The 11894-nt window shown below is 73.0% G+C and carries 10 protein-coding genes and 1 tRNA gene; 10 read left to right on the top strand and 1 reads right to left on the bottom strand.

The genetic code is table 11. The features are described from left to right. The first annotated feature begins 37 nt into the window (after positions 1–37). From ACFPCY_RS42205 to ACFPCY_RS42170, 8 genes are all read left to right on the top strand, one after another. Entirely contained in the window at positions 38–1018 is a 981-nt protein-coding gene (locus ACFPCY_RS42205; RefSeq protein ID WP_378265397.1) for a GNAT family N-acetyltransferase, read from the top strand. Positions 1019–1127: 109 nt separating this feature from the next. Beyond that, the gene (locus ACFPCY_RS42200; RefSeq protein WP_378265395.1) at positions 1128–2192 is read left to right on the top strand and encodes a hypothetical protein; all 1065 of its coding nucleotides are present in this window, start codon (positions 1128–1130) and stop codon (positions 2190–2192) included. Between the two features lie 590 nt (positions 2193–2782). Further along, positions 2783–2853, top strand: a tRNA-Asn gene (locus tag ACFPCY_RS42195). 25 nt (positions 2854–2878) lie between these two features. Continuing rightward, positions 2879–3319 (top strand): HNH endonuclease, encoded by a 441-nt coding sequence (locus ACFPCY_RS42190; RefSeq protein ID WP_378265393.1) that lies wholly within the window; start codon positions 2879–2881, stop codon positions 3317–3319. A 331-nt stretch (positions 3320–3650) separates the two neighbouring features. After that, on the top strand, positions 3651–4496 hold the full coding sequence (locus tag ACFPCY_RS42185; RefSeq protein ID WP_378265391.1) for an SDR family NAD(P)-dependent oxidoreductase: 846 nt from the start codon (positions 3651–3653) through the stop codon (positions 4494–4496). A 282-nt stretch (positions 4497–4778) separates the two neighbouring features. Next, complete coding sequence (locus tag ACFPCY_RS42180) at positions 4779–5759, top strand: coiled-coil domain-containing protein (RefSeq protein WP_378265389.1); 981 nt, start codon at positions 4779–4781, stop codon at positions 5757–5759. 32 nt (positions 5760–5791) lie between these two features. Continuing rightward, the gene (locus tag ACFPCY_RS42175; protein ID WP_378265387.1) at positions 5792–6241 is read left to right on the top strand and encodes a GNAT family N-acetyltransferase; all 450 of its coding nucleotides are present in this window, start codon (positions 5792–5794) and stop codon (positions 6239–6241) included. A gap of 114 nt (positions 6242–6355) precedes the next feature. Then, positions 6356–7195, top strand: coding sequence for an endonuclease/exonuclease/phosphatase family protein (locus tag ACFPCY_RS42170; RefSeq protein WP_378265385.1), 840 nt, complete (start codon positions 6356–6358; stop codon positions 7193–7195). Positions 7196–7270: 75 nt separating this feature from the next. On the opposite strand, the gene ACFPCY_RS42165 is transcribed toward ACFPCY_RS42170, so the two are convergent. Then, positions 7271–8332, bottom strand: coding sequence for a Gfo/Idh/MocA family oxidoreductase (locus tag ACFPCY_RS42165; protein WP_378265383.1), 1062 nt, complete (start codon positions 8330–8332; stop codon positions 7271–7273). A 270-nt stretch (positions 8333–8602) separates the two neighbouring features. On the opposite strand from ACFPCY_RS42165, the gene ACFPCY_RS42160 reads away from it, so the two are divergent. Together ACFPCY_RS42160 and ACFPCY_RS42155 are read left to right on the top strand one after the other, a co-directional pair. Beyond that, a complete protein-coding gene (locus ACFPCY_RS42160; protein WP_378265381.1) occupies positions 8603–10249 on the top strand; it encodes an NAD(P)/FAD-dependent oxidoreductase in 1647 nt (548 codons plus the stop codon). Between the two features lie 37 nt (positions 10250–10286). Then, positions 10287–11720 carry an ATP-binding protein gene (locus tag ACFPCY_RS42155; RefSeq protein ID WP_378265379.1) on the top strand — a complete coding sequence of 478 codons (1434 nt, stop codon included), beginning with the start codon at positions 10287–10289 and terminating at the stop codon, positions 11718–11720. Positions 11721–11894 lie beyond the last annotated feature (174 nt).

Below are 11894 nucleotides of genomic sequence, written 5' to 3'. Positions count from 1 at the left end.
CGGCTCGCGCGCCGCCCGGATCCGGTACAAAGTCCAGATGGACGTCATCGCGCTCGATGATCCGACGGACCCGCAGATCCGCGGCTGGCACTCGGTCCTCGCCGCCGTGCACGCCGCCGAGCCGGACGGCGACCCCGCGCCGCAGCCGCACCAGACCGCCGGCCGCCTGCTCGGTTCCGAGCAGGGCTCCCGCCAGCGGCTCTGGGCCGCGGTGGACGGGACGACCATGATCGGCGTCGCCGCCCTGCGGCTGCCCGGCGAGCCCGGCGCCGACCGTCCGGGCGAGATCGACATCCGGGTCCACCCCGCCCACCGCCGCCGCGGCGCCGCCGCCCGCCTCCTCGCCGTCGCCGCCGACGGCCTGCGCGCCGACGGCCGGACCAGCGTCATCGCCCAGGTCCTCGCCCGCCCGGCCGCGGTCGGCTTCCTGGAGGCGCACGGCTTCCGGCTCGTCCTGACCCTCCAGGGCCTGCTGCTGCGCCTGGCCGACCTGCCGCCCGGCCGCGTGGACGAGCTGCGCGCGTCGGGACCGTCCGGGTACGAGCTGGTCCGCTGGCGCGGTGTCGTCCAGGACGAGCACGCCGACGCCCTGGCGAGGGCCAAGCACGCCATGGCCGACCTCGCCGAGTACGAGGGCTCGCCCTGGGACGCCGACCGCGTGCGCGAGATGGCCGAGATGGTCGCCAAGCGCGGCGACGACCTGTACACGGTCGCCGCCGTCCGGGGCGACGTGATCGCGGGCTTCACCGAGGTCGTCGTGCCGTCCGGCGCGTCGGGACGGGCCGCCCAGTACGACACGGCCGTCATTCCGGAGCACCGGGGCCGCCGCCTGGGCATCTGGGTCAAGGCCGCGATGCTGGACTGGCTCGCGGAGGAACGTCCCGACGTGACCGAGATCGAGACGGACAACTCGGGTGACAACGTGCACATGCTCGCCGTGAACGAGGAGCTGGGATTCCGGCGCGAGCGCGAGACGCGCGAGTACCTGGCCCGGGTCGACGACCTTCCGACCAGCTGAAACGCGGAGTTATCCACAGATCGGCGGTTGACTTTCGCCGGCTGCGGTGGTGTGGCCACCCTGGTGGGGGAGCGTCCCGAGGGGGGACGCCACCGACCGGGAGCCGACCATGCCCACGCCCAGAACCGCCCGCCTGACCACCCGCCACCTGATCACGTGCCCCACGCCTGACACCCCGGACCCGGCGGCCTTACGCGCCGTCCTTCCGTCCCTCACGTCCGACTCCGAACTGCGCACCCGCGCGAGACGCCTCCTGGAAGCCGAAGACCTGCCGCTCCTGGGCCGTCCCGTCCCCGCGCCGTCCCCCTGGACGGACCGCCTGCCCGGCCTGGCGGGCCTGAACTCCGCCCTGGCCGACGCCCGGAGCGTCCCCTACCACCGGCTGTTCGAGGCGCGCCTGTCCCGGACGTCCCTGCCCGCGAACCTCCAGGCCGCGCGCCTGCTGGCGCGCGCCGTCGCCACGACCGTCCGCGGCGCCCTTATCGACCTCGACTCGAACCAGCTCGTCCCACCGCCGCCCGAACCGTCCGCCTTCGTCCTGGCCCACGGCTGGGTCGGCGTCTTCATCTCCCCGGACGACGACGGCCTCATCCGAGCCGACACCTACCGAGCCGACACCTACCGAGCCGACACCTACCGAGCCGACACCTACCGAGCCGACACCTACGGCCTCCACCGCTTCGGCCTCCCCGAGATCTCCGCCCGCGGCGTCCCCCTGGGCCTCGTCCACCTGGCCGCCAACCTCACCCGAGGACTCGCCTACCGCCTCACCACCGCCCACCACCCCACCCTCGGCTGCCGGGACGACCATCCGCCCGCCACGTCGCCGTCCGCGACCCTGACCCGCTGCTCGACCACCGACGTCCTGCGCTTCTGGGGCCTTCCGGCGACTCCGGGCCCGTCCGTCACGGTAAGACTCGCCCCCGCCACCACCCCCTGCCCCGACTGCGAAACCGCCCTGGAGATCACCCCAGCCACCCCCACACCCCCGACCATCTGGTGGCGAACCCAATCCCTGTCCTTCGCCCCTTTGACCCACCCCGCCCACGGCCTCGTCCCCACTCACGACATGCCCACCCTCTTAAGCCGCGGCGCGCCAGCTCTCCTCGCACCGACCAACCGCGCGCCGACCCTGCCCGTCCCAAGCGCCCATGCACCGCCCTTCCGGTCCTGACCAAAGGCGCTCCGACCCGTCGTCGCTTCGCAACTGGACACCTCACACCGCTCCACCAAGTGCACGTACGCCCACCCGGCGCCCAGCCGCTGCCTGCACGCCAAGCGCGCATTCGGCATCGGCCAGCCTGCGTTCAGTGCGCCTTGGCCCGAACGCTCCGCGTCCGCCACCTCACACGTACTTGCCTTGAGCACGGCGGCACTGGCCCGCGCGGCCCGTAACCGTCCACGCGCCCGGGACTCGCGGGCGGTGTTTGTGCCCAGCGCTCCTGTGCTCCGAGCGCGCCTAGCATCCGGGCGACGCGTTGGCCTCGCGGGTTCGCGCACGGCTCGCCCGCGTCGCGTGGGCTTGCGTTCACGTATGTGGGGTCGCGGGTTGCGGATGTTCGCGGCGGGACGCGGTCGGGGGAGTTGACTTTGTGGGGGTGTTGCTGTTGTTCATGGAGGGAGCGGTCCCCGCGGAGGACGCCGGCTGGGAGGCCGTGGAGGTGCGGAAACGGTGAGGAAAATCCGTTGCTGGGAGGCGGGGGAGGTAGGCAGGCTGTTCTCGGGCGCCGGAAAGGCCGGAGTTCCGAGGAATTGGCAGTCCATTCCCTTGTGGTTCAAAGGCAGAACGCCGCATCGTTAATGCGGAAATCCAGGTTCGAGTCCTGGTGGGGGAGCGGCACGTGGTTGGGGAGGTGAGCGGTGAACGTGCTCGTTCTGAACGCGTCCTACGAGCCCCTGCAGAAGGTCGATCTGCGGCACGCCATCCGGATGCTCGTGCGCGAGGTGGCGGTCGTCGAGGAAGCGGAGGAGGGGCGCACCATCGGCCGGTTCCCCGTGCCGAGGGTGCTCCGGCTCGTCCGTTACGTGGCCATGCGCTGGCGGCACGGCAGGCGTCCGCCGTGGAGCAAGCGCGGCGTCTACCTGCGCGACCGCGGTCACTGCGCCTACTGCGGCGGGCGCGGCAACACGATCGACCACGTTCTCCCGCAGTCCCGCGGTGGCAGCGACAGCTGGGAGAACACCGTCCTGGCGTGCGGACGCTGCAACAACCGCAAGGCCGACCGCACGCCCGTCGAAGCGGGCCTGACGCTCCGCCTCAAGCCCCGCATCCCTCACTGGGAGGAGCTCGTCTTCCGCTGATGAGGAATTCGGGGAGTGAGACGTTCGCCGAAAGGGGTTTCCGGGTTCGGTTCCTGGCGGCCCATCGCTTCAGTCGGCCACTATGGCGTTCAGCAGGTAGGGCGCGGTGACCGGCTCGTCCGGCGAGGCAGGCGGCTTCGTCGGACGGGCTCCCGCGGCGTGCTCGGACGTGCGGAGCGATCGAGCAGGTTGATCCGAGGCCGGACCGTGAGCGCGGTCTTGCCGACGTGGCGGGGGCTGGACAAGCCGACGTGGCGGGGGCTGGACAAGCGATCACGCATGGCGGGACGATCGTCGGCGTTGCGGACACGGCACGGCGGTTGGGGGACTCATGGCCAGGATCGCGCTGGTGACCGGAGGCAACCAGGGACTGGGGTTGGCGCTCGTCCGTGGGCTGAGCCGCGAGTTCGGCGAGGACGGCGTCGTCTACCTGGGGGCCCGCGACCGGGGCCGGGGCGAGGCGGCCGTCCGCGGGCTGGAGGCCGAGGGGCTCGCACTCCGGCTGGAGCTGATCGACGTGAGCGACGGCGAGTCGGTGCGGGCATGCGCCCGGCGGATCGCCGACCGGCATGGCGGCGTGGACGTCGTCATCTCCAACGCGGCCGCCCGCATCTCCAAGGACGTGCCCGACGAGCGGCAGGTACGCGCGTTCGTCGACACCAACAACCACGGCACTCACCGCATGATCGAGGCGTTCGGCCCCCTGCTGAACGACGGCGCGCGCTTCGTCGTGGTGGCCAGTGCGTTCGGCACGCTGGAAAGCCTGGACCCCCGGCTGCACGCGCTGTTCGACACCGACCGCATGAGCCTGGACGACGTCGCCGACGTCATGAACCGTTACGTGGACGCGGTCGAGGCTGGCCGTGCCGCCGCGGAGGGCTGGCCGGACTGGATCAACGTTCCGTCGAAGGTCGGGCAGGTCGCCTCGGTGCGCGTGACGGCCCGCCAGTGGGCCGAGGAGGCGGCCCGGCGCGACATCCTCATCAACGCCGCCTGCCCCGGGCTCGTCGACACCGACGCATCCCGCCCCTGGTTCGACGACATGTCGCAGGCCGCCTCGCCGGACCAGGCCGCGGTGGACGTGCTCTGGCTCGCGCTGCTGCCGGCCGGGACGCGCGAGCCTTACGGCGAACTGGTGCAGTACCGCAAGGTGCTCCCCTTCAAGGCGTCGCTCTGACCGTCGCCCGAACCTTCTGACCATCGCCAAGCCCTCTGACCGTCGTCCGAGCCCTCTGGCCGTCGTCCGAGCCCTGCGGCCGTTGCCCGAGCCCTCTGGCCGTTGCCCAAGGTGACCGCATTGCTGTCATTGCTGCCGTGAGATGGGGACTTCTGCGGCTTGCGGGGCGTTGGGGGGTGTGGGGCCGTTGGGTAGCGTGCGGTGACCTGCTGACGATTTGGGGGGTCTTGTGGGTTGCTGTGGTAGCGTGCCGCCAATCTTCGGCTGGGTCGGGAGGGCGGCGTGACAGGACGCGGGGCCGCTGCTCGGCGTGCACGAGTCGTCGGGGTCTCGCTGGCGCTGGCCGTGGCCGCGCTGGCGATGCCGAACTCGGGCGCGGCCCTCGGCGCTCCCGGAGATCCCAAGGACGACAAGGCCGAGTACGCCAAGCTGAAGAAGCGGGCCGACGCCCTCGCCAAGGAGTACCGGGGCGAGCTGCTCTCCCTGGACGAGACCAAGCAGGCCGCCAGGCGGGCGGAGGCGAACGCGGACCGGCTCTCGCGCGAGTACGAGACGGCGCGGGGCGCGGTCGGGCGGCTCGCGGCCTCGTCCTACATGACCGGGCAGCTCGACACCGTGCCGATGGTGACGTCCGGGGACACCGGCCGGGCCGTGCACGACGCGGCGGTGGTCGAGCATCTCGCCCGCAACAACGGGCGGAAGATCGAGAACCTGCGGACGCTCACCGACCAGGCCGCGCGGGCGCGGGAGGACGCGCGGGCCAAGCTCGCCGCGGTGCGCAAGGAGATCGACGACCTGGAGGGGCAGCGCGACCGGGTGCGCAAGCTGCTCGCCAAGTACAAGCCGGAGAAACCCGTCCAGTCCGGACGGCCCGACGGTGCGGGCGGCGGCACCAAGTCGCCCATCATGGGCAACACCATGACGCCCCGGATGCGGACGGTCATGCAGGAGATCGACGCGAAGTTCGGGCCGTTCCCCGCGATCGGCTGCGCCCGGCCCGGAGACCCGCAGGATCACGGGTCCGGCCGCGCGTGCGACTTCATGGAGAACGCCAACGGGCAGATGCCGAGCGCGTCCGCGCAGGCCCACGGGGACCGGGTCGCCCAGTACGTCATCGACAACGCCTCGCGCCTCGGTATCAAATACGTCATCTGGAAGCAGCGCATCTACGACATGCGCGGCAGCGGTGGCTGGCGCGGCATGGAGGATCGCGGCGGCATCACCCAGAACCACTTCGACCACGTCCACGTGTCCGTGCTTTAGGCATCGGCTCATCGGTGGCTTCTCGGTGGAAGGTGCGTTCCCTGGATCTCGCTGATCCGGCCGTTCTGCGAACGGTGTGGGAAATCCAGCGGGCAGCGTATGCGGTAGAGGCGGAGCTGATCGGTTTCGACGGCATCCCCGGGCTGCATGAGTCCATGGCTGAGCTGCGGCGATGCGGGGAGCATTTTCTCGGTGGAGAGGACGAGAGCGGCATCGCCGGGGCGGTGTCCTGGAACGTCCTGGACGTGGGCGTCATCGAGATATGCAGGCTTGTCGTCCATCCCAGGGCACATCGACTCGGGCTGGCTTCCGCGTTACTGGACGCGCTCGACGCGCAGATGAAGCCTCGCCGGACGATCGTTTCCACTGGCACGGGCAATGGCCCGGCACTGGCGCTCTACCAACGCCGAGGATTCGTGCCCGTCGGGGAGCGGACGATCGCGGAAGGCGTCACCGTGACGTCCTTGGAGCGAATCGTCTAGGCCGAGCGACCCCGATCGCCCGGACGATCGCCCGGCCGATCGTCCGGCCGGTCGGGGTGCGCGGGCGGCTGGTGGGCCCTGGGCGGGAGGGCTTCCGAGTGCGATGGTCGGGCCATGGGCTACGACATCTCCGAACCCTATGGTCCGCTGATCGAGAGCACCGCGCGGGTCGCGGTGTGGAACGTGTGGGCGCGGTACGGCCCCTGGCGGGAGCGGGAGCGGGCGATCACCGCGGTGCTGGAGGGCGCGGACGCCGACGTGGTCGTTCTGGTGGAGGCGTGGGAGACGCCCGAGGAGTCGCAGGCCGACCGGCTCGGCACGCGGCTCGGGCTGGCGCATCGGGTGTTCCGGGGTGTTCCGGACGAGACCGCCTCGGACGGCGGGCTCTCCGGCGTCGCCGTCCTCTCGCGGTGGCCGCTGGGGCAGGTGGGGGAGCAGCGCCTCGGCAGGCAGGACGGCTGGGACGGCGGGTTCGCGATGTTCGCCCGCGTGAACGGTCCGCGCGGCCCGCTCCAGGTCTTCGGCGTGACGCTCGGCTGGAAGCTCGGGCACAGCGTCCAGCGCCAGCAGCAGGTCCGCGACCTCGGGGTCTACGTGCGGAAGGAGGGCGACGCGGAGGCGCCCATCGTGGTCGCCGGGGATCTCAACGCCGCCCCCGACAGCGACGAGGTTCGGATGCTGACCGGACGCGCCGCCGTCCCCGCGCCCGGCCTGGTCTTCTACGACGCCTGGGAGGTCGCCGGAGACGGGACGGCCGGGCACACGTGGAGCAACGCCAACCCCTGGGCCCGTCCGGTGCTGTGGCCGGACCGAAGGATCGACTACGTGCTGTCCGCATGGCCGCGACAGGGAGGCGCGGGCCATCCGGTGCGCTGCGGGCTGCTCGGCACCTCGCCCCTCGACGGCGTCATGCCGTCCGACCACTACGGCGTCGTCGCCGACCTCCGCTACTAGCCGCCGCCCTGCGAGATCGGCCGACCTGCGGGATCAGCCGACCTCGGAAACCGGCCGCTCAGCCGACCTGCGGTGTCAGCGGCCAGGGACGTTCGGCTCGACGACCTTGTGCTCGGCGGACGAGCGGAGGGCGGCTTCGATGACCTCCAGGCCCGCGATCGCGTCGGCGAGGGTGACCGGGGGCGGGGTCTCCCCGCGCAGCGTCCGCGCGACGCCGATGTAGAAGTCCTGGTAGGAGCCCGGATCGGTGGGTTCCGGACGCTCCTCGCCCGGGGTTCCGAGCAGGCCGTAGGACGCGGGCGGCGCCTCGCCCCAGCCCTCGTCCTTCGGCGTGCGGCCCTCGCGCAGCGCGTCCTCCTGGCCGTCCATCCCGTGGACGGTGTAGGCGGCGCGGTCGCCGAGCACGCGGAAGCGCGGCCCGAGCTGCGCGGCGGTCGCGCTCATCCACAGGTGCGAGCGGACGCCGCCCGGGTGCTCCAGCGCCACGAACGCGTCGTCCACGCTCTCCGCGCCCGGCCGGCGGACGTCCAGCTCCGCGTACACGCGCTCCGGACGGCCGAACAGCGCGATCGCCTGGTCGATCAGGTGGGAGCCGAGGTCGTAGAGGATGCCGCCCGCGTCGCGCGGGTCCGAGCTCTCCTTCCAGCCCGGCTTCACCTGCGGACGCCACCGCTCGAACCGCGACTCGAACCGCTGGACGCCGCCGAGCGCGCCCGCGCCGACCAGCCGCCGGACGGTCTGGAAGTCGCCGTCCCAGCGCCGGTTGTGGAACGGGATCACCGGCTGCCCGCGCACCGCGCTCAGCGCGGCGAGCGACCGGGCGTCGGCGGCGGTCGCCGCGACCGGTTTGTCCACGACGACCGGCATGCCCGTGGTCAGCGCCGTCCGGGCGAGCGGGACGTGCTGCCGGTTCGGGGCGGTCACGACGACCAGGTCGTACTCGCCGTTGGTCTGCCACACCCGGTCGGGATGGTCCAGCACCCGCGCGTCCGGATACCGCGACCGGACGGCCGCCTGCCGCTCCGGATTGCCGGTGACGACGGCGGACAGCTCCAGCTCCGGCACCGAAGAGATCAACGGCGCGTGGAACACCGCGCCTCCGGTGCCGTATCCGATCAGGGCCACGCGTAGGGACATGTTCCGATCATCCCGGATGCCTTCCCGCAGGTCGCAGCCGGGGTGACCCCCTCCGCCGGACCCGTCCGCCCGGCGCGCCCCGGCCCACCGGACCCGCGAGCCCGCGCGCGCCCCGGTCCGGGCGGCTCGGCGGGCGGCTCGGCGGGCGGCTCGGCGCACGGGCGCGCGGGTGGCTCGGAGGGCGGACTCGGCGGGTGGCTCGGCGGGCGGGACGGGGGCGGGGGTCGTCGTACGCTTGGGGCCACACGGGTGGACCGGAGGGAATCGAGCGTGGCGAAACCAGTGATCGTGACCGTGGACGACGATCCGGGGGTGTCCCGGGCCGTGGCGCGGGATCTGCGGCGGAGGTACGCCGAGTCGTACCGGGTGCTGCGCGCCGAGTCGGGGTCGCAGGCGCTGTCGGCGCTGCGGGAGCTGAAGCTGCGCGGGGACGACACGGCGGTGCTCGTCGCCGACCACCGGATGCCCGAGATGACCGGGGTGGAGTTCCTCGAGCAGGCGATGGACCTGTACCCGTACGCGCGGCGGGTGCTGCTGACGGCCTACGCCGACACCGACGCCGCGATCCGCGCGATCAACGTCGTCGACCTCGACCACTACCTGCTGAAGCCGTGGGATCCGCCGGAGGAGAAGTTCTACCCGGTGATCGACGCGCAGCTTGAGGCGTGGCGGCGCACCGACCGCAGGCGGCCGGGAGAGCTGCGGGTCGTGGGCCACCGCTGGTCGGCGCGGTCGTACGAGGTGCGCGACTTCCTCGCGCGCAACCAGGTTCCCTACACGTGGCTGCTGGACACCGCGCCCGAGGCGGCCGAGCTGCTGAAGGCGGCGGGCGACCCCGAACTGCCGCTCGTCGTGACCGCCGAGGGGACGACCCTGAGCGCGCCGACCGACACCGAGCTGGCCGCCGTGGTCGGGCTGACCACCTCGCCCGGCGCGGACTTCTACGATCTGGTCGTGGTCGGCGGCGGCCCGGCCGGGCTCGGCGCGGCGGTGTACGGGGCGTCCGAGGGGCTGAACACCGTGCTGATCGAGCGGCACGCGTCCGGCGGGCAGGCCGGGCAGAGCTCCCGGATCGAGAACTACCTCGGCTTCCCGGACGGCGTGTCCGGCGCGCAGCTCGCCGACCGCGCCCGCCGCCAGGCCGAGCGGTTCGGCGCGGAGCTGATCACCACCGGCGAGGTCACCGGGATCGAGGCGCACGGCCGCGCCCGCGTCGTCACGCAGGCGGACGGCACGACCATCGCCGCGCACGCGGTCATCCTCGCGACCGGTGTCGCCTACCGGCGGCTGGACGCGCCCGGCCTGGAGGACCTGGTCGGACGCGGCGTCTACTACGGCGCGGCGATGGCCGAGACGCCGAGCTGCAAGGACGAGGAGGTGTACGTCGTCGGCGGCGCCAACTCGGCGGGGCAGGCGGCGGTGAACCTCTCGAAGGTCGCCGCGAAGGTGCACGTCCTGATCCGGGGCGAGAGCCTGGAACGGTCGATGTCGCACTACCTCATCGAGCAGATCGCCGAGATCGGCAACATCGAGGTGCATCCGCGCACGGTCGTCACCGGCGGACGCGGCGACGGCCGCCTCGAACGGCTCGTGCTCACCGGCCCGGACGGCGAGCGGACCGTCCCCTCGCACTGGCTGTTCGTCTTCATCGGCGCCGAGCCCGGCACCGAGTGGCTCAGCGGCGTCGTGGAGCGCGACGAGCACGGCTTCGTCCTCACCGGCCCGGACCTGGTCGCGGGCGGTCGCCGCCCGGCCGACTGGGAGCCGTCCCGGCAGCCGTACCACCTGGAGACGAGCATGCCGGGCGTGTTCGCCGCCGGGGACGTCCGGTCCGGCTCGATCAAGCGCGTCGCCTCGGCCGTCGGGGACGGCGCGATGGCCGTCGCCCTCGTCCACCGCTACCTGGAGCAGGCATGATGTCCGTCACCGTCCGACCCGTCCCGGAGCGGCGGGCATGAGCGCCGCCGTCGAACCGGCCGAGCTGCGCCGGCTGTTCCTGTTCGAGGACCTGGACGACCAGAAGCTGAAGTGGCTGGCGACCTACGGCTGCGAGCGGCGCTTCGCCGAGGGCGAGGTGATCTGCGCGCAGGGCGACCCGGCGGAGTTCCTCTACGTCCTGCTGGACGGCCAGGTCGTGATGACGCAGCAGGTCCGGGACCATCCCGTCGAGATCACCCGGTCCGACCAGCCGGGCGTGTACGGCGGCGCGGTGCAGGCGTACATCGGCGAGCGGATCGAGCAGCGGTACGCGCACACGCTGCGCGCGCTGCGCCCGACGCGGATGTTCGAGCTGCCCGCCCGCAAGTTCGGCAAGGCGGTCCGGTCCTGGTTCCCGATGGCCACGCACCTGCTGGAGGGCGTGTTCTTCGGCATGAACAACATGCGGCGCCTGGTCGACCAGCGCGAGCGGCTGACCGCGCTCGGCACCATCACCGCCGGGCTCACGCACGAGCTGAACAACCCGGCGGCGGCCGCCGCGCGCGCCGCGTCCGAGCTGGGCGACCGGCTGATCGGCGCGCAGAAGCGGCTGGTCGAGCTGGCCGCGGACGGCGTGGACTGCGAGCACATCGCCCGGCTCGTCGCGCTGCACGACCGGCTCCTCGGCGCCGGGCGGCAGGTCAGCCGCGACCCGATCGAGGTCAGCGACGCCGAGGACGAGCTCGGCGACTGGCTGGAGGAGCACGGCGTCCCGGACGCCTGGGACCTCGCGCCGGCCCTGGTCGGCGCCGGGATCGGCGTGGACGTCGCCGAGCGCGTCGCCGAGATCGCGGGCGCGCGGCTCGGCGTCGCGATGCAGTGGCTCACCGAGACGCTGGAGGTCGCGCAGCTCCAGGCGGAGATCTCCGAGGCGACCACCCGGATCACCGGCCTGCTCGACTCGGCCCGCCAGTACTCCCAGCTCGACCGCGCGCCCGGCCAGAGCGTCGACCTGCGGACGCTGCTCGACAGCACGCTCACGATGCTGAAGCGCAAGATCCCGCCGGACGTGCGCGTCCGCACCGAGTACGCGCCCGACCTGCCGGACGTCCCGGTCTACGCGGCGGAGCTGAACCAGGTCTGGACGAACCTGGTCGTCAACGCGCTGGACGCGATGGACGGCTCGGGCGTCCTCACCGTCCGGACGTTCCGCGAGGACGACCAGGCCGTGGTGGAGATCGCCGACACCGGGGCGGGCATCCCGGAGGAGAACCTCGACCGGATCTTCACGCCGTTCTTCACGACCAAGCCGGTCGGCCGCGGGACGGGCCTCGGCCTGGACATCTCGTGGCGGATCGTGGTCGACCGGCACGGCGGGGACATCCAGGTGTCGTCGCGTCCGGGCGACACCCGCTTCCAGGTGCGCCTGCCGCTGACCGCGCCCGTCCGCCCCGAGGAGACCGAAACCTGAACCGACTGACCGGTCGCCCGTCGGCCCGGCCGACCGACGGCCCGGCCGACCGACGCCCGGCCGACCGACGGCCCGGCGGCCCGGCGGCCCGGCGGCCCGGCGGCCCGGCGGCCCGGCGGCCCGGCGGCCCGGCGGCCCGGCGGCCCGGCGGCCCGGCGGCCCGGCGGCCCGGCC

Origin of the sequence: Actinomadura gamaensis, assembly GCF_042652125.1 — a bacterium.
Taxonomy (GTDB): domain Bacteria; phylum Actinomycetota; class Actinomycetes; order Streptosporangiales; family Streptosporangiaceae; genus Spirillospora; species Spirillospora gamaensis.
This window is presented reverse-complemented; position numbering and strand designations above follow the sequence as displayed.